The organism is Mucilaginibacter sp. P19 (assembly GCF_050632265.1).
Taxonomy (GTDB): domain Bacteria; phylum Bacteroidota; class Bacteroidia; order Sphingobacteriales; family Sphingobacteriaceae; genus Mucilaginibacter; species Mucilaginibacter gossypii.
Genome location: NZ_CP192586.1, coordinates 2,366,473 through 2,384,708, shown reverse-complemented (window position 1 = coordinate 2,384,708; position 18,236 = coordinate 2,366,473). Strand labels below are relative to the sequence as shown.

Below are 18,236 nucleotides of genomic sequence, written 5' to 3'. Positions count from 1 at the left end.
TTTCTTATTTCATGTAATCTTTATCCAAAAACAGGTAGCGCGCCCGGTTAACCTCCGGCATCTCCTCGCTTTTAACGTCAATATTCATAAATTTAACATGATTGTTATCCTTAATTGCCGACCATTTTGGCAAGCCTGCGCCGTTAGGGTTGGCAGTTTTTATAAAGTTGGCAAAGTAGTTTTCCATGGTTTCGGATACTTTGAAATCATCGGGTGTCCAGGCATAGGTTTTGTTCCCGGCCAGGTTCCCCATGGCATATTCAATTTCTGAAGCATGGGCAGCACCCACAGGTGGCGGCATTTTCGGGGCCGGTTTTGCGGCATCGCCCTTAACCACACCGCCGGCAAGCCCCGGGGTGGCATTCCCCATAGAAGCTACCATGGCCGGGCGAACCCGTGAAAACAGGTAACGATAAACCGGCTTCCCTCCGGTTTGTACCTGTAAGTCGGCCCATTTCCAGGTGCTGTATACGATAAACCGGTCGCTCGACAAGTCGGTTGCAACTTTGATCACTTCCCCGTCATTAGCAGCCGGGTATAGTTTCAATGCTTCCTCTGCCCTGTCACCATATAATTGTTTGAGCGTTTTGGTATAATTTTCAAGCGTTGGCGCATCGCCGCGCATCATGAACTGGAATGGTACTTCGGCCGAGTTCCAGCCCACTAACAAAGGAACTTTAGCCTGTTGGCCCGCCATAAAGATCTCAGGCAACGATTTTGGCAGCAAGTAATTATCAATAGTGGCCGACATTGGCGGCGTACCAGGTTTAAAAGCATCGTTCAACAATTGTTCGGCGGGTATAGCCCGGAGATCGGCCAGGGTATTGGCTTTCTCGTTAGCAGCAAACCTAAGGCCGTTTTGTTCAGCGTCAGCCAATGGTATAGGGAAAAGTGTTGGTTTGATACCCGCGCCACTCTCGCCGATAGCACCCGCGATCAGGTCTTTTGATAAAGGTGAAGCCATTTGTACCGATACGGAGATAGACCCTGCCGATTCACCCGCAATGGTAACACGTTTGGGATCGCCGCCAAAGGCAGCTATATTTTTTTGTACCCACAGCAAGGCCAGGTGCTGATCAAGGTACCCATAGTTACCCGACGAATGGTTAGGTGATTCTTTAGTTAATTCGGGATGCGAAAAAAACCAAATACACCAAGCCTGTAATTTACGGTTAGCGCTACGATGCCTTTTTTAGCCATGCTTTCGCCATCATAGCGCGACTCAGAACCATCACCGGCCATTAAGCCCCCGCCGTAAAAATAAACCAATACAGGCAACTTCTCTTTGGCTGATTTTGCCGGCGTCCATACGTTTAGGTATAAACAATCTTCGTTCATACCTGATGAACGAAAGCCCATATCACCAAAAATGGGCTTCTGCATGGGGTTATGGCCAAAATGATCGGCCTTTAATGTACCCTCCCAGTTTTTGGCGGGCTGAGGCTCCTTCCAGCGCAAATCGCCCACGGGCGGCTGTGCAAACGGAATACCTTTAAAACTTAATACGTTTGATGCTTCGCGAGTACCCTCAAGCGCGCCGTTCTCAATGGCGGTTTTGTTTGCCGATAGCTGCGCCATTACCTTTACCGAGGCAACTTGTGCAAGCAACAGCATTACTAAAATTGGTTTCTTCATTACTGGTATTTGGTTAGTCTGGTTTAATTGATGGAGATTTTTTGAATTCGATCCTTATTGTATCAATTTGTTACAATAATAAATTATTTTTCGATAGCTATCAATTTTTTTATTTACTTGTGCCTTTGTTTTGTTACGATACATGAATAAAGAGTTTCACCAACTGGAAAATAACATCGCGGGCGAGGGTTTTCTACCAGGTCTTGCTGTAGATACAGTTATTTTTGGTTTTCATGACAACCAGTTAAAGGTATTGCTGCTGGCTTATAAAAATACCGGGCTATATGCGCTTCCCGGCGGCTTTATTCATGATAATGAGGATGTGAACGAAGCGGCGCGGCGGGTACTTCAAAGCCGAACAGCCTTAACCAACATTTACCTGGAACAGTTTTATGTTTTTGGCAATTACAGCCGGTATGATCCCGGACCGCTTAAGGCCATTATGCAGGCCCGTGGCTATAACCCGCCCGCTGATCACTGGTTATTAAAGCGTTTTATTTCGGTGGGATACTATGCGCTGGTTGATTTTACCAGGGCTATCCCAACACCCGATGAGATATCTGATAGCTGCGACTGGTACAGCCTGAATGAACTGCCTGCGCTGATGCAGGACCATCAGCAAATTATCAATAAAGCACTGGAAACCCTGCAGAACGAGCTTGACCAAAAGCTGATAGGTTTTAACCTCATGACCGAGGAATTTACCATGGGCGACCTGCAATCGCTCTACGAAACCATTCTTAACAAAAAGCTGATCCGCGCTGCTTTTCAGCGTAAAATGCTGGGGCTGGGTATTTTGGAGCGCGTGGCAAAAAAATGGACTGGCGGCGCGCATAAGGCACCATACCTGTATAAATTTGTTTCGAACAGGTTGCCGGCGGATAATAGCTAAAACCGGCAACACCTTCTTTATTGATCTATTTGTGTGTTTTTGTGATGAAACAATGTCGCAATTAACCCCTTAACATGTCTTGATACCCCCTCCTATGTTAGGGTACAAGACTTAATTTTACTTTCACAAAATCACTCAATTATAAATCTATAAAAACAATGACATCATGTTAGCTATTAATCCTTATTTAAACTTTAACGGTAATACCGAAGAAGCTTTTAATCACTACAAGTCAGTATTTGGCGGTGAGTTTGCAATGGTTATGCGTTTTAAAGACTCACCTGCGGCAGCCAATACGCCCGAAAAACACCAGGATAAGCTTATGCATATTGCACTACCCCTTGCTAATGGCAGCATGCTCATGGGTACGGATGCAATTGGTGAAGGAGGTATGCCATTCGTAACTATGGGTAATAACTTCTCGCTCACCATAAGTGCCGAATCAAGAGAGGAGGCAGACAAACTGTATAGTGGTTTAGCCGAAGGCGGTAATGCTGTTTCGCCTATGCATGATGAGTTTTGGGGCGATTATTTTGGCTGGCTTACCGACAGGTTTGGCATAAACTGGATGATCACACACAATCCTAACGCCACCAAATAATAATTTATTGATTTTTTAGGGTCGGATGAACCAATCACCGTCCCTAAAAAATCAAACATTTCTATTGTTCAACCAAAGGTTTTAGGTACACACCAAAACAGGCTTATGATAGTAGAAGTTTTTAAAACCAATGTAAATAAACGCCGCCAGGCTAATATGCTTTTGAATGCCATTCATAGCACGTTTGGCAACCATAAAGCCAATTTCGATCTTGATGATTGTGACCGGATTTTGCGGGTGCAGTGCGATAGCGGCACATTATGCGCTCACTCGCTCATCAATTTTTTAAATGAGTTAGGTTTCCGGGCCGAAGTTTTGGAAGGCTAAACTCACTTTTACAAAACAAATTATTAAAAAGCAAGGTAGTATCAATAACATAAAGTCAACTATCATGTTAAAAGACAGCAAAGCATTCAGCGGATTTTCGGTAGATGATACAGCTAAAGCGAGGGCGTTTTATGCTGATGTACTCGGGTTAGATGTAAGTGATGTACCCGCAATGCAAGGCTTACTTAACCTTAATATTACAGGGAGCACCCCCATATTAATATATACTAAACCCAACCATACCCCGGCTACCTTCACCATTTTAAATTTCCCGGTTGATGATGTGGAAAAAACAGTTGATGAACTCAGCGCGCGCGGCGTTAAGTTTGAGATTTATAACCAGGAGAATTTTAAGACAAACAAAAAAGGCCTTTTTCTTAATGGGGGTCCAAAAATAGCCTGGTTTAAAGACCCTGCCGGAAATTTTTTATCCGTGATAGAAAAGTAGCGCTATAAATACCTATACCCGGTATAAAATTAAATCCCATTTTGGGGAATTACAGCTACCCGCCGTGGGAATAAATTCCTCGACGGTTATTAACTTTCCGTTAATATCGCAATTTTTCACAACCATTTTATATATTAACCGTATAAAAGCCTACTAAGCCTTTAATTTCGGCTGTTTTTTTATTTGAGGAATGTTTTTTGCATGCAATTGCAGTGAAAAACAAAACGCGTTAATTGTAAGGCTATTTATTTTATACTTAGCTGTTAGTTAAAAACGGCTAATAAACCATTTTCTTTTCATTAATAACATTTATTAAATTTATATTTTTTTACATATCAGCATTTACAATAAATAATAATAACATACAACAAACTGATTAATAAAACATTTGCTTCTCTTTTATAAATAACCCCCATTAATTAAGTATGAAAAGAACGCTACTTATAGTTGATGATGACTTGAGTATCCTAAAACTACTCAACTTCATTCTGTCAAAAGAATATGATATTGTAGTTAAAAATAATGGCATCGAAGCTTTTAGCTGGCTCGAAGACGGCAATATGCCCGAATTGATTATATCCGACCTCCAAATGCCTTATTTTGACGGCCAGTCTTTTATTAAGAACGTAAAGATTAGTGGCTTTTATCGTGAAATACCTGTTATATTGCTATCGGCCGCCCATGATCTTGATGCCCAGGTAAGCAACATGCCCTTTAAGGTTGATGCTTACATTCACAAGCCGTTTAACCCAACTGCATTAAAAACAGCTATTAATCAAGTTTTACAAGTTTATGAATCACCAAACATCTGATTGGAACGAAAGTTCAGGTTCTAATATCAGGATAGCCTATGCCGGCACCGAGTTTAAGGAAATGATTTCGGCTGGACTAAATGAAGGCTTTAAAATTGCTTACAACAACTCTATTGACCAGTTGAATGATTATTTAGGCGAGCAATCTATTTTATCCGTTCCTGATATTATTTTGGTTGAAGTTGATACTGAGGGCAAATGGATTAAAATGGTTGAAGAAGTTAAACAAAGCTTTCTTCTTAGTGGTTTAATTATTGTACTTCTTTCATCACAAAATGATAAAACTCTAAGGCAAAAAGCCATTAAATTAAAGGTTCATGATTTTTATGGCGAACCGTTTGCCATAAGTGACCTGCGCGAAAGGCTTAACTTTTTGGTGCGCTTTAAACTGATAAAGCCCAAATTGCTTGAGCTTTCAAAAGTAGTTGATACGACTTATAAAATGCCGGCAGGTAAGCGCCTTATCGATCTGGTAATTTCGGGCGGTATGATGTTTGTATTATCGCCTGTTATGCTAATAGTTGCTATTTTAATTAAGCTGGATTCAAAAGGACCTGTATTTTACAAAAGCAAACGCGTAGGTACTGGCTATAAAGTATTTGATTTTTATAAATTCAGATCGATGCGTACCGATGCCGACCAACTGCTGGCAAAGTTATCTGCCGAAAACAATCAATATGCCGCCGAAGGGGGCGAAAATAAAGTTGCCTTTGTGAAAATCAAGAATGATCCGCGTATTACTAAGCTGGGCAATTTCTTACGCAATTCAAGTCTTGATGAATTACCGCAATTATTCAATATACTACGGGGCGATATGTCGGTAGTTGGTAACAGGCCATTGCCTTTATATGAGGCCGAGATGCTTACCTCTAACGAATGGTCGATGCGTTTTCTTGGTCCTGCCGGTTTAACGGGCCTATGGCAGATCAGCAAACGCGGAAAGGAAGACATGTCTGAACGTGAAAGGAAAAAATTAGATAATTTTTATGCCCAGAAATATTCTATTTGGTTAGATTTAAAAATTATTGCAGGTACAGTACCCGCATTATTCCAAAAAGAAAAAGTATAACTATATGCCCCTGAAACTGAAGCCCATTTATATTTTTATAATTGCTCTTTTATTTACCACCCGCGCACATGCGCAGCAAACTTCATTTGTAAGTGACATTAACTATCCTTTTCTTGAAAAACTTATAGCAACTGCTAAAAAAACTACCCCGAAGTAAAATCCCGTCAAAGCCAGGTAAATGCAGCCAAAGCCGTTTATAACTCCGCCGTGTTTTCATGGCTCGATGGTTTAACTGCATCTTACATTTATAGTCCGCAAACATCTATCAACATTTCGCAGCCAACCATATTTAAAGGTTATCAAATAAGCCTTTCGCTAAATTTAGGACACCTGTTTTCGAGGCCGGGAGTTATCAGGCAAACGAAAGAAATCTACAAAGCGGCAGAATTTCAACAGGCCGAGTATATGTTAAGCCTTGAAGCCCAGGTAAAACGCTATTACTTTTCATATCTGGCAGCACAGGCCGAACTAAGGCTGAGGGCAAATGCCGTAATTGATGCCGAAAGTGCTGTTAAGCAATTAAAATACGCGTTTCAAAAAGGCGAAACAACTTTTCAGATCTATAATGAACAGCTTACCACCTTATACAGCCAAAACGCCTTTAAAGTACAAGCTGAATTATCGACATTTACAGCCAAGACCAATCTTGAAGAATTATTGGGTACTAAATTAGAAGACGTTAAGTAAAAGATGGAGATAGGCAATTTTTTCAATCTGCTAAAGAAATACAGAACTGTACTGATAATAATACCGCTTGTAGCAGTAATCACTTCTTTTTCCTGGTAAAAAACTTACCTGATAATTACCAGTCGCACGCGGAAATAGCCACCGGCATAGTTGACGCGTCCAGCCATCTTCTTGATCAAGATCCGACGACGAACGTACAAGAGCAACAAGTTTATCGCGAATTCAGTAACCTCATGGCGATCATGAAGCTAAAGAAACTTATTGACCAGGTTTCTTATTCGCTCATGATCCATGACTTGAGCGATCCCTATCCCTTTCGTAAACAAAGTAAGGAATTACTTGAATTGCGGCCTTATGAAAAGGATAACGTATTAGCGATTTTTAAAAAGAAATTTGCTACCCTCCAGCCGTTATCTGTTTATGATAAAAACGAGAACTCACTTATTGGGTTGCTCAGGTCAATGAAATACGATGAGCGTAACATAGTAAAAGACCTGCTAATTTACCGTGAAGAAAGCAGTGATTTTATTTCTGTAAGTTTTAATTCAGAAAACCCTCAGCTTTCGGCGTTTGTAGTAAATACATTATGCAAACAGTTTATAGACTATTATACCCAAAGCGTAAAGCAAAATGAATCAAATGCAGTAAACTTTTTATCAAATCTGTTAGATACCAAACGTAAGGCGCTGAGTGAAAAAACCAGCGAATTACAGCAATATAAAATTCAAAACGGTGTATTGAACCTGGATGAGCAGTCCAAAGCGATTTTTAGCCAGATCATGACTTACAGTGACAGAAAATTGCAGGCCGAAAAGGATGTAATATCCAATCAGGGCGCCATTGATGCTATCGTCCAAAAGTTCTCACCCGATGAAAGGAAATATGTTGAATCGATAACCAACAAATACAACCAGGCTATCATTTCCACTCAGGACCAATTGCATATACTGGAAGATCAATATGTACGCAGCGGGTTTAATAATAAGTATAAAGAATCTCTTGATTCGTTACAGCAACAGCTCTCAAATCAGATCAACTTAACATCTGATAAATACATTACCAATCCGCTTGTGAGCAAAGAGGATCAGGTTAAACAAAAGCTTGGTCTTGAGATTTCTCGCGATCTGGCTAAATACAGCGTTAAATCAATAAATGATGAGCTCACAAATCTTAATGCTAAATTCTCCCGCCTGGTTCCGTTTGATGCGAAAGTAAAAACCCTTTATTTTGATATTGATATTGCAGGTAAAGAATACCTGGATGTATTGAACAAATACAATGAAACTAACCTGCGTTCAAGCATTTCAATAAAACTGGTCCAGATTGAGATGGCCCAGCCTGATGTAGCCCAGCCTTCAAAAAAAATGCTGCTTATTATATTAAGCGGCATGGGCAGTTTATTTGCCTGTCTCTTTTGGCTGTTCGTATTATTTTACATCGATGATACCATTAAAAGCCCTACCGAACTGGTTAATAAAACCCAGCTACCGTTATTAGGCTATCTGAACAAGATCAGCGGTGAAAATCTCGATCTGCGCAAACTGTGGGATGTGGAGCACCGTGAAAAAATGAAGACCTTTAAAGAGTTGTTGCGCTCTATACGGTTTGAAATTGATCAGGAATTAAAAGGTGAAAAAATTTTAGCCATAACAAGCATCGAGCCTGGCGAAGGTAAAACACTGCTGGCGATAAGCCTGGCATACTCTTACTCCATGATCAATAAAAGAGTGCTGTTAATTGACGGTAACTTCAATAACGCCACGATAAGTAATACCGCTCAGCCGCAAGTATACCTTGAAGATTATTTTAAAAACAGCCAATTTGGCAAATCCGAACTCAGCAGCTCAAACACTACTGTTTTAGGCAACCGCGGAGGTGACGTAACCCTGCTTGAAATTGGCAGCGAAGCCTTTGTTAAGAGCAAATTTGACGAGCTGCGGACTAAATACGATATAGTAATCATTGATACTGCCCCGCTTACCGCGCTTAATAAATCCAAAGAATGGTTATTATTTGCAAATAAAACAATAGCTGTATTTGAAGCCAACAGGAAAATAAATAATATTCAGAAACAGCACATAACCTATTTGAAAGGGCTTGAAAACAAGTTTGCCGGCTGGGTACTCAATAAAACCGAATACGATCAGAAAAAAGAAAAACACTCTTAATTAAACGAAGCACGCAACCCTGGTTCATATACTTAATGTTACTTAAAATGAGAATTGACCCTCCCAAACCCCAAAAGGATCCATTTGAAGATTTAAGTCCGCTTCAAAAAAACACGCAAAGCGGCTATAGTATTTGCATTTATCAGTGTATTTGTGTGGGCTGTGAAGATCTTGTTCCTGTAAATTTATAAAAAGAGTTACTAATTCATGCGCAATGAACCAACAGGTAATACTGAAATTAAGCAAAACTTTTGGAAAGCGCTTTTGATTCAAAAGTTTTCGCATCCGTTTGCCCTGTTTTTTTTGGTTATTACCTCACTTGTGATAAGTTTTTTAACCTATAAGCTTGGATTTATAGGCGTAGGTGCTGTTTTTGTGATGACAATGGGTTTACCCATTGTATTTGCCATTACCGTTTATCCCGAATTCGGCATTTGCGCGCTTATCACAGGTGCATTTTTCATCAGTTACATTGCTGAATTTTTACCAAGCGGAGTACCTATCGGTACGTTGATGGATGTAACCACCTATCTGCTTATCTTTGGTTTTTTTATAAAACAGCGCACTGAACAAAACTGGACCTATTTTAAAAATCCTATAAGCTACATGATACTGGTGTGGCTGGCCTACAATATGTTTGAATTTGTAAACCCTGCGGCCGCGTCACGGCTGGCCTGGATTTATACCGTTCGGACTGTGGGTTTCATTATGCTGATGTACTTTGTTTTTGTTTACCAGATCCGCACGGTAAAGTTCATAAAAACGCTTTTAAAACTTTGGATATTGCTGGATATACTGGCGGGAATCTCTGCTTTTCAACAAGAAAACATTGGCTTTTTTCCATTCGAGCGCCGATCCCTGTATTCCGATCCGCTCCGTGTAAGTTTGTTGTTCATCAACGGGCATATGCGTAAATTTGCCATCTTCTCGGACCCTGTAACATTTTCATACAACATGGTTATAGGCGCATTGCTCTGCATTGTACTCATTATGGGCAAATTACCTGTCAAACGCAAAGCATTACTGGGCTTTATCGCCGCTTTCTTTTTATATGTTATGCTTTATTCCGGTACAAGGGCCGCCTATGTATTGGTACCGGGAGCGCTTTCTATGCTGGCCGTTTTAAACTTCAACAAACGGGTTTTATTTTTCACGCTTGTGGCAGGAGGTATGCTCGGCATTTTGATAGTAATGCCAACCTCCAACCCATTGATCAAGCGGTTTCAAACAGCTTTTAACCCATCCGATGACGCATCTTACAACGTTCGTGCTGAAAATCAAAAGAGGATCAAGCCTTATATCCTTTCCCACCCTATTGGCGGCGGCTTAGGTTCTGTAGGCGTTTGGGGCCGTAAGTTTTCACCAAACTCCATGTTAGCCAAATTCCCTCCGGACAGCGGTTATGTGCGCGTAGCTGTTGAAATGGGCTGGATTGGGCTCATCCTATTTTGTACGCTGTTTTTTGTGGTGCTTAAAACGGGAATAAACTTTTACTTCAGTATCAAAAATCCCGAACTTAAAAACTACTGCCTGGCTATGTTGCTAATCTTGTTCGCGTTCAATATTGGTAACTTTCCGCAGCAGGCTATCGTTCAATACCCATCAAACATCCTGTTCTACCTGGCCATATCCATCCTTGTAGTATGCAAGCGCCTTGACAACCAGGAGCAGGAGCAATTAAAAAAAACAGTACAGGGACAATACTAATTAATTAAGCAGATGTCATTTGTATCATCCATAAAATCAAATCCCAAATTAAAAAAATTAGTCCACTGGATGCTTATTCCGCCCGGACAGTCGAGGCCAAGGCTTTGGGTTAGGCTGATACTTAACCGCTTTTTCCATCACCGGGGTAAAAACAGTGTAGTAAGGTTTAATGCACGGATGGACCTTTTTCCGTTCAACAAGTTTTCACTTGGCGCAAAAAGTATTGTGGAAGACTTCGCTGTGATCAATAACGGCGTTGGCGATGTATTTATCGGGGAAGGATCAGGCGTTGGCATCAGTACGGTAATAATTGGCCCGGTTAAAATAGGCAATTTCAGCATGACAGCGCAGCATGTTGTAATATCCGGCCTTAATCATGGCTATCAGGACGTAAGTATGCCGCCACGCCATCAAAAAGTAACCACCCAACAAATTACTATTGATGATAATGTTTGGATAGGTGCTAATTGTGTGGTAACCGCCGGTGTAACCATTGGTAAACATTCGGTTATTGGGGCTGGCAGTGTGGTTACGAGGGATATCCCGCCTTATTCGGTAGCAGTTGGCAACCCCGCCAAAGTAATAAAACAATATAATTTTACAACACAATTGTGGGAGAAAGCGTAAAACATGATACATGAGTTTATTTAAAAAATTAATAAACAAACACACGCTTTCACTGGCAACCAACGCCGTATTGCCGGTTTTGGGAATGGTGATACTATCACTGCTGGCCCGCCGCTTAAGTAAACCCGCCTTTGGCAACTATGTGTTTTTCCAGATTGTATTTACGCTGGCCGATACCTTTCGTACGGGTTTTCTGCAAACATCGGTCATAAAATTTTATTCAGGCTCTACACCCGAAAAAATGAAAAACATATCAGGCTCTGCCTGGTACCTGGGTTTTATGGTCACCTGCGCATTTGCCGTCGTAAATCTCCTGATCTATCTTATTTACACAAATCCGGATGCTGATATAGGTATTACGCTTAAATGGTTTAGCTTCATTTATTTCTGCACACTCCCCTCGGCAGTGAGCCTTTGGACGCTCCAGGCCGAAGAACGCTTTGATAAAATGTTCACGCTGCAATTAATGAACCAGGGAGGTTTTCTGGCGCTGGTGGTTGGCGTTGCCGTTGCAGGCAAATCAAATTTTGAAACAACTATATATTGTTACTTTACAGCTAACCTGTTAAGCAGCGTTATTTGCATTACTACAGGCTGGGCTAAGGTAAAAACCATAGCACACAAAAACTGGGCTACAATAAAACAAATGGCCCATTTTGGTAAATACAGTGTAGGCACATCTATAAGTTCATACCTGCTCAGGAGCTCTGATACATTTATCGTAAAGCCTATGTTCAGCCCCGATCTGTTGGCTGTTTATTACATTCCGCAACGGCTTATGGAGATTTTTGAAATCCCGCTAAGGGCTTTCATTTCTACTGCATTGCCGGTAATGTCGGCGGCTGTACAGCGGGGCGATCAAAAATATGTCACCTATATCATGAAAAAATATGCGGGCATGCTTACCATAGCGCTTACCCCTATCGCTGTTATCTGTTTCGTTGCTGCCGACCTTATTATCGGGCTGCTATTTGGCGCTAAATACCAGCATTCTGATGCAGGCAATATCTTTAGGATTTTTATGTGTTACGTAATGCTGCTGCCTATCGACAGGTTTTTCGGTATAACGCTTGATATCATCAACAAACCCCATCTTAACATGATCAAAGTGTTCCTGATGCTAACTGTTAACATAATAGGCGATTTTACGGGAATTCTCATTTTCCACAACTTGTATGCGGTAGCAGTTGCTTCTATCTTTACCTTTGCTACCGGTGCTATATTTGGTTACTGGGCATTAAAAAAACATCTTCAGTTTAAAATATCCGACATCTTTGTTTTAGGCTACATCGAATTAAAAGAGTTTATAGGTGTTGTGATGGGCAAAATAAAAGGAAAACGACTAACTGAATAAGCAATTTATATGGAGCTTAAAAACCGGCATATCGTAATATTTTCGCAAATGCAGTTTGATAGCCGCCTCGAATCAACAAACTATACTATGGCCAAACATTTGGCCATAGATAACTACGTGTATTATGTTGACAGGCCCTATACCTGGAAAGATTATATCCAGTTTAAAAATACGCCGGGCTATAAGGCACGCAAACCGCACTTCTTTTCTCCTCAAAATAGTTTTATCCAAACAGAGATCCCTAATTTAAAGATCATTATTACGCCTCCGGTACCGTCGATTAATTCGTTGCCCGAAGGAGCTGTCTATCGGCTGGCCGTGAAAGTGAACGAACGAATTGTAGCGGCCAGGCTCAATAAGATTATTAAGAGCCTTAAAATAAAGGACTACATCTTTATCAACTCCTATGCGTTTTACTATCCAAGCTTGCATCGGTTGTTAAAATTGAAACCGTTATTAAAAGTTTATCATTGCGTTGATCCACTTATTGAGGAATACCAAATTCGTCACGGCCTTATATCCGAAGATATATTGGTGAAAGATATGGATCTGGTGATCAGCACCAGTAAAGAGTTACGCAATGCAAAAGCAAAACTTAACCCTAACTCTTACTTCGTACCAAATGCAGCCGACATCGGCCATAGTCAAAAAGCGCTGGATCCGGCGTTGCCTGTAGCAGATATCCTTTCTGATATCCCTAAACCGATAATCGGCTATTTCGGCAATATTGAGCGGCGTATTGATTATAATTTGTTAACGCAGCTACTCGAACAAAATCCCGATAAAAACTTTGTATTTGTAGGGCCGGTTGGTAAAGATTATGAAAACAACCCCGCTTTTAATGCGCCTAATATTTTCAAAAAAGGAGCAGTACCCTATGAGCAGTTGCCTGCCGTGCTTAAGGGATTTGATGTTGCTATTATCCCCTTCAAAAAAGATGACGTAAGCAGTTCCATTTTTCCGCTTAAGTTATTTGAATACCTGGGCTCGGGCCGGCCGGTAGTGATCACCGATTTTAACGAAGATTTAGAAGAGTTTACCGGCGACAGCGTATATATCTGCAAAAATGTTGATGAATTTTCTGCTGCCCTTAATTTATCGTTAAACGACACTCCTTTTTTACAACAAAAAAGATTAAAAATAGCCGCACAAAATACATGGGAGCACCGTATAACAGAGATCAAAAGTTTGCTGGCAACAAATTTGAACAATAAACGGAAAAGTTAATTTTTAATAATACAACCTGCTGCTAATTAATACAAACAGGGTTTAGCAATAAAACACATGGAAATCATTAAATTCATAGCATCCCTAATCGCCATTTTGCTGTTTATATACCTTGGTGTATATAGCCTGTACCTGTTTGTATTTTCGGTACTCGGAAAATTAATCCCCATCAAACAGCCGGCCACAGCCACTGCGCTCAGTAAATTTATAGTTTATATCTGCGCTTATAAAGAAGATGAAATTATTCTAAACTCGGCGGCGGCGGCACTAACTATCGATTACCCTGAAGATATGTTCACGGTTTGTGTGATAGCCGACTCCATGAAACCTGAAACCATTGTTAAATTAAAGCAGATGCCTTTGCAGGTAGTAGAGGTGGTTTTTGAAACCAGCACCAAATCAAAAGCGCTGAACAAAGCCATTGAAAACACGGCGGTTGGATTTGATGCCGCGGTTGTTTTTGACATTGATAACATTGCCGCGCCCGATTACCTATACCAGATCAACAACTATTTACAAGCAGGTCACCGGGTGGTGCAGGGCCATAGGGTAGCAAAAAACTCAAACACGCAGGTAGCAATACTTGATGCTGTAAGCGAAGAAGTTAACAATCATATTTTCAGAAAATCGCAGCAGTTGTTTAATTTTTCGGCAGCCATTATAGGTTCGGGTATGGCCTTGGAGTACAACCTGTTTGTAAATGTAATGTCGCGTATTGATGCCGTAGGCGGGTTTGACAAGGAAATGGGCTTATTATTGACCCGTGATAAGATCCATGTTGCTTATGCAGAAAAAGCGTATATCTACGATGAAAAAGTGAGTAATCCCGCAGTGTTTGAAAAGCAGCGTAAGCGCTGGCTTTCGGCTCAGTTTAACTTGCTTAAAAAGTATGGAGCTACCGCGCCGGCCCAATTTTTCCGCGGCAATTTTGACTACGTGAATGAGATTTATCAGATGGCTATCCTGCCGCGCGTATTAATGCTTGGCCTGATGCCTTTTATGCTATTGATCTCTTTTTTCACTCCGGGCATAGGCCCGCACTGGCATTTGTGGCTCGGGGCAACAGTGGCTTGTTACCTTGGTATCGTAGTTGCCATACCAACATCGTTTTATAATAGAAAACTTTTAGAAGCCATGCTTAAACTGCCGCTTATATTTTTCACCATGTTTTTACTGCTGTTTAAGTTAAAAGGGGCAAACAAAAAGTTTATTCATACGCCGCACGATAATGCTCCTACAGAACCGGTAAACGAACAGACAGCTGTGAAATAGCGAAAACGAGAGTGATAATTAATTGCCCAATAATATAATTACTTTGCCGAAAGTTGTTTCCCTGGTGGTTGTAATTCGGCTACTTATATAACATCCCCTTGACCCATTAACAAAGGCCTTCAGAAATTATGCAATGATGCCTAACGCTGTTTAAGTTCAATTATCGAAGTAAATGTATTTACGCCTGTATCAGGTTTATGTTTGTAGTTAAACGCATCGCTGGCACGTGCGATGATCATCAGGCCATAATGTTCATTTAACCCCATAATGGTTTCCTTGTTAACATACCGTACATCAAGGTCTTCGGTAAAAAACTCTAATTGGTTACTGTTTTTCACCCGTCCTTTTAATGTACCGAAGTCATCACCATAGATGGCAATTTCATTTGGGGTAAATTTGCTGTGCGTTAACGGCCAGGTTAACAATGCCTGCCTGGTATTAATTTGCAGCGGCCTTCCCTTATCCTGTTTACTTATATATAATTTGTTATTTTTCAGATCAATCCCGATCCTGGTAACATCATCCCCCATGTGCTTGAGCGAGTTGGTAAGCAGTTCAATCAGGATGGTTTTTATCCTGAAGCCGGCGTCGTCATCAACTATATCTTTTGCCATGTTTTGGATATAGTTAATGATCTGGACAGTTAAAGGATAAATACCTTCGGTTTCATTGTTAAAAACAAATTTTTTCAAGGTAGTAAATTCGTTTATGCCCCGGTTAAAGCCTCCTGTGTATTTGTATAGATCCTGAACACCTTATCAAGCCGCACCAATTGAAACAATGACCTGATATCATTATTTAAGCCAACTACGGCAATGTCTCCCCCGCTGTTCATGGCCAGTTTAAGAGCCGATACCAATGCGCCCAAAAAAGAACTGTCAACATATATTACCTGTTCAAAGTTTACAATAACATACTTATTTCCTTTATTGATCAGGCTCATCAGTTCCGACTTAAATTGTTCAGCATTTCCCAAATTCGCCTCTTTAAGCAGGATATCCGCAATTAATGCATTATTAAGCAGATGTGTTTGTAATATCATTTAGCTGTTTTTTTTGAATAAATATTAAACTGCAGTCATCAATTTGTTCTCTCGCTTTTTCGTTCAAAAAGCCATCGTGTTTTAAGGTTGCAAATGAATTGGTTTTACCAAGATATTTTTCAATCTCATCAATAAAACTGTTCAGATCGGTTTTCTTTCCTGCCGGTGTCTCTTTATCTATCAATCCATCTGTTATCATGATCAACTGATCACCAGGCTGCATGGTAAATAAATGTTCATCAAAGCCGCCCTCTTTACTAATCCCCAGCAACAAGCCTGATGAGTTAATCCTGTTAAGTTTATTTTCCCTGGAGCTAAAATACAACAGCGGCAAGTCGCCCGCGCCGGTATAACTTAGCGTTTCATTCTCCGGATCGATCCTGACAAGTGAAAGTGTCGACAGCACGTCGCTCACAACCGGGTCATGGTAAATTACCGAGTTGATTTTTTGCATGATACTTTTGGTTGATACGTCCCCTTCCGAAACACATATCCTTACAGCTGCCCTTATATAGCTCAGATAGCCGAATGAAAAAAACCATGCTCCCCATTTTTTGCCCATCACATCGCCCAGGATAATAAAAGTATACCTGTTATTTATAGTTAGCACATCAATAAAATCTCCGCCCGGGTAATTCTCAAACGATTTATGCCAGAAATCTATTTCAAAGCCATTAATACGGGGTATTTCCTGCGGAACGGAATACAAATTTAAGGCTATTGCGGCGCTGCTCAGCTCCCTGATCGTGTGTTCGTGGCGTTCGCGGATGCTGTTCAAAAAATTATTGATCTTTGAGATAATGACCACAATGGGTGTATCCTTATCAATGTAGTCAATAGCATCAAGACTGATCCCCGCTATCATGTGAGCGTGATCGGTAACCGATGTTAAAAACATAAAGGGGATATTTTTATACTCAGGTACAGTCATTAAATGCTGCCTGAATGCAAAACCATCTGTACCGGGCATTTGATAATCAGACAAAATCAAATCGGGGATCTCATTTTCAAGCACCGTCATAGCTTCCTTTACATTACCTGCCTTGCGGCTAATAAAACCCTCTTTTTCCAAAGCCTGGCCTATAACCATCAAAATCAGCGGGCTATCATCAACCAGGAGTATTTTTGGACGTTTCGGCATATTAGTGAGTTCAGGCGTTAATTTTTCGGAGTAGGGCATTTATAAACAAATATACACCCGATAATACTATTAACACCGATATAACATCCATTAAAGTTATACCGTCGTCCTTTGAAAAATAAAAAATGGTAAACATTTCAAAATATGGCGGTGCAGGCATGATGATCATGGCTAAACCAAGTATGATCATGGTAACCGCAATCGCTACCAAAACTATATGTTTTATTCTTTCATGCAGCAGGTATTTCTTCGATTCCCGGCTATCAACCTGGTGTTGGGTAAGTAAAAATTCCAGGTTTGTTACCATATCAAGCCGGCTTTGCTCCTGATCTAACCCGCTAAAGGCATCAAATTTTTGCTGGTTCGAATTACTTTCAATAGCATTATTAATTTTTTGCTGTATGGCTTTAACAAGTTCTTTATCAACATTCCCCTTTTTCAGCAATTGTATAAGCTCATCTGCTTTTATGGTAAGCAGTGACTCATCATTATTTGGTTGGTTATTATTCAAAGGAATATAGTGATATAATTGGTTAACTTTTACTAATATTAGCCGTAAAAAGCAATATCGATAATAACCCCTTTTAGATGAAAAAAGTTTCTGTTGTTACTGTAAGTTTTAATCAGCCATCCGTTACCGAGGAAATGTTATTATCAATTAAAAATACAAGTACTTATAGTAATATAGAAATAATTGTTGTTGATAATGCAAGTAAGATAGATCCGGTTCCAGGCTGGAGAATAAAATTCCCCGAAATAATATTTATCCGCTCAGATGTTAACCTTGGTTTTGCCGGTGGAAATAACCTCGGGCTTACGGTAGCAACCGGCGATTATATTTTTATGGTGAACAATGATACCGAGTTTACCCCGGGTTTAGTTGAAAAACTGGTTGAGGTAATGGATAGTAACACCGCCGTAGGAATGCTGTCGCCCAAGATCAAGTATTTCAGTGATAAACAATTAATACAATATGCGGGCTACACACCTATGAACTATTACACCTGCCGAAATAGCGTGATAGGCTTAAAGCAAAAGGACGAAGGTCAGTTTGATAATATAACTGCGCCTACAGCCTACTGCCACGGAGCAGCCATGATGATCAGGAAAGAAGCTATTGAAAAGGCGGGCATGATGAGCGAAAACTTTTTCTTTACTATGAAGAGGTTGACTGGTGCGAACACATCATAAGAGCAGGTTTTAAAGCCTGGGTTTGTACCGATGCGC

The 18,236-nt window shown here is 40.5% G+C and carries 19 protein-coding genes and 1 pseudogene; 14 read left to right on the top strand and 6 right to left on the bottom strand.

Annotated elements, in window-relative coordinates; translation table 11 throughout:
- Positions 1-4 precede the first annotated feature (4 nt).
- Together ACQ86K_RS11420 and ACQ86K_RS11415 are read right to left on the bottom strand one after the other, a co-directional pair.
- Positions 5-1,063, bottom strand: coding sequence for a carboxylesterase family protein (locus ACQ86K_RS11420; RefSeq protein WP_431200383.1), 1,059 nt, complete (start codon positions 1,061-1,063; stop codon positions 5-7).
- 59 nt (positions 1,064-1,122) lie between these two features.
- Entirely contained in the window at positions 1,123-1,635 is a 513-nt protein-coding gene (locus tag ACQ86K_RS11415; protein WP_431200382.1) for a carboxylesterase family protein, read from the bottom strand.
- 142 nt (positions 1,636-1,777) lie between these two features.
- Here ACQ86K_RS11415 and ACQ86K_RS11410 point away from each other — a divergent pair, with 142 nt between their 5' ends.
- From ACQ86K_RS11410 to ACQ86K_RS11350, 13 genes and pseudogenes are all read left to right on the top strand, one after another.
- Positions 1,778-2,527, top strand: coding sequence for an NUDIX hydrolase (locus ACQ86K_RS11410; protein WP_091167709.1), 750 nt, complete (start codon positions 1,778-1,780; stop codon positions 2,525-2,527).
- A gap of 166 nt (positions 2,528-2,693) precedes the next feature.
- Complete coding sequence (locus tag ACQ86K_RS11405) at positions 2,694-3,128, top strand: VOC family protein (RefSeq protein WP_091167712.1); 435 nt, start codon at positions 2,694-2,696, stop codon at positions 3,126-3,128.
- Positions 3,129-3,233: 105 nt separating this feature from the next.
- Positions 3,234-3,455 carry a hypothetical protein gene (locus tag ACQ86K_RS11400; RefSeq protein WP_223266127.1) on the top strand — a complete coding sequence of 74 codons (222 nt, stop codon included), beginning with the start codon at positions 3,234-3,236 and terminating at the stop codon, positions 3,453-3,455.
- 64 nt (positions 3,456-3,519) lie between these two features.
- A complete protein-coding gene (locus ACQ86K_RS11395) occupies positions 3,520-3,903 on the top strand; it encodes a VOC family protein (RefSeq protein WP_091167714.1) in 384 nt (127 codons plus the stop codon).
- Positions 3,904-4,328: 425 nt separating this feature from the next.
- Entirely contained in the window at positions 4,329-4,715 is a 387-nt protein-coding gene (locus tag ACQ86K_RS11390) for a response regulator (protein WP_090525064.1), read from the top strand.
- Positions 4,696-5,784, top strand: coding sequence for a sugar transferase (locus tag ACQ86K_RS11385; protein ID WP_091167718.1), 1,089 nt, complete (start codon positions 4,696-4,698; stop codon positions 5,782-5,784). The genes ACQ86K_RS11390 and ACQ86K_RS11385 overlap by 20 nt, the downstream gene beginning before the upstream one ends.
- A 150-nt stretch (positions 5,785-5,934) precedes the next feature.
- Positions 5,935-6,471 (top strand): annotated as a pseudogene (locus tag ACQ86K_RS11380) (TolC family protein); the annotation flags it as partial.
- Positions 6,472-6,713: 242 nt separating this feature from the next.
- On the top strand, positions 6,714-8,639 hold the full coding sequence (locus tag ACQ86K_RS11375) for an exopolysaccharide transport family protein (RefSeq protein ID WP_431200381.1): 1,926 nt from the start codon (positions 6,714-6,716) through the stop codon (positions 8,637-8,639).
- A gap of 207 nt (positions 8,640-8,846) precedes the next feature.
- Positions 8,847-10,346, top strand: coding sequence for an O-antigen ligase family protein (locus ACQ86K_RS11370; protein WP_091167722.1), 1,500 nt, complete (start codon positions 8,847-8,849; stop codon positions 10,344-10,346).
- Between the two features lie 12 nt (positions 10,347-10,358).
- Positions 10,359-10,973 carry an acyltransferase gene (locus ACQ86K_RS11365; RefSeq protein WP_091167725.1) on the top strand — a complete coding sequence of 205 codons (615 nt, stop codon included), beginning with the start codon at positions 10,359-10,361 and terminating at the stop codon, positions 10,971-10,973.
- Positions 10,974-10,983: 10 nt separating this feature from the next.
- Positions 10,984-12,327 carry a lipopolysaccharide biosynthesis protein gene (locus ACQ86K_RS11360; protein WP_091167727.1) on the top strand — a complete coding sequence of 448 codons (1,344 nt, stop codon included), beginning with the start codon at positions 10,984-10,986 and terminating at the stop codon, positions 12,325-12,327.
- 9 nt (positions 12,328-12,336) lie between these two features.
- Entirely contained in the window at positions 12,337-13,554 is a 1,218-nt protein-coding gene (locus ACQ86K_RS11355) for a glycosyltransferase family protein (RefSeq protein WP_091167730.1), read from the top strand.
- A 57-nt stretch (positions 13,555-13,611) separates the two neighbouring features.
- Positions 13,612-14,826 (top strand): glycosyltransferase, encoded by a 1,215-nt coding sequence (locus ACQ86K_RS11350; RefSeq protein ID WP_091167733.1) that lies wholly within the window; start codon positions 13,612-13,614, stop codon positions 14,824-14,826.
- Between the two features lie 140 nt (positions 14,827-14,966).
- Here the strand turns inward: ACQ86K_RS11350 and ACQ86K_RS11345 are convergent, their stop codons facing one another.
- From ACQ86K_RS11345 to ACQ86K_RS11330, 4 genes are read right to left on the bottom strand one after another with little or no spacing between them, the layout of a single operon-like run.
- Positions 14,967-15,518 carry a sensor histidine kinase gene (locus ACQ86K_RS11345; RefSeq protein ID WP_091167736.1) on the bottom strand — a complete coding sequence of 184 codons (552 nt, stop codon included), beginning with the start codon at positions 15,516-15,518 and terminating at the stop codon, positions 14,967-14,969.
- Between the two features lie 14 nt (positions 15,519-15,532).
- Entirely contained in the window at positions 15,533-15,868 is a 336-nt protein-coding gene (locus tag ACQ86K_RS11340; protein ID WP_091167740.1) for an STAS domain-containing protein, read from the bottom strand.
- Positions 15,843-17,009, bottom strand: coding sequence for a fused response regulator/phosphatase (locus ACQ86K_RS11335; RefSeq protein WP_091168298.1), 1,167 nt, complete (start codon positions 17,007-17,009; stop codon positions 15,843-15,845). The genes ACQ86K_RS11340 and ACQ86K_RS11335 overlap by 26 nt, the downstream gene beginning before the upstream one ends.
- A 10-nt stretch (positions 17,010-17,019) precedes the next feature.
- Positions 17,020-17,520: a hypothetical protein gene (locus ACQ86K_RS11330; protein WP_091167743.1), complete on the bottom strand. Its 501-nt coding sequence runs from the start codon at positions 17,518-17,520 to the stop codon at positions 17,020-17,022.
- A gap of 77 nt (positions 17,521-17,597) precedes the next feature.
- Between ACQ86K_RS11330 and ACQ86K_RS11325 the strand changes: the two genes are divergently transcribed.
- Positions 17,598-18,200, top strand: a complete 603-nt coding sequence (locus ACQ86K_RS11325; protein ID WP_431200380.1) for a glycosyltransferase — start codon at positions 17,598-17,600, stop codon at positions 18,198-18,200.
- Positions 18,201-18,236: the final 36 nt, after the last annotated feature.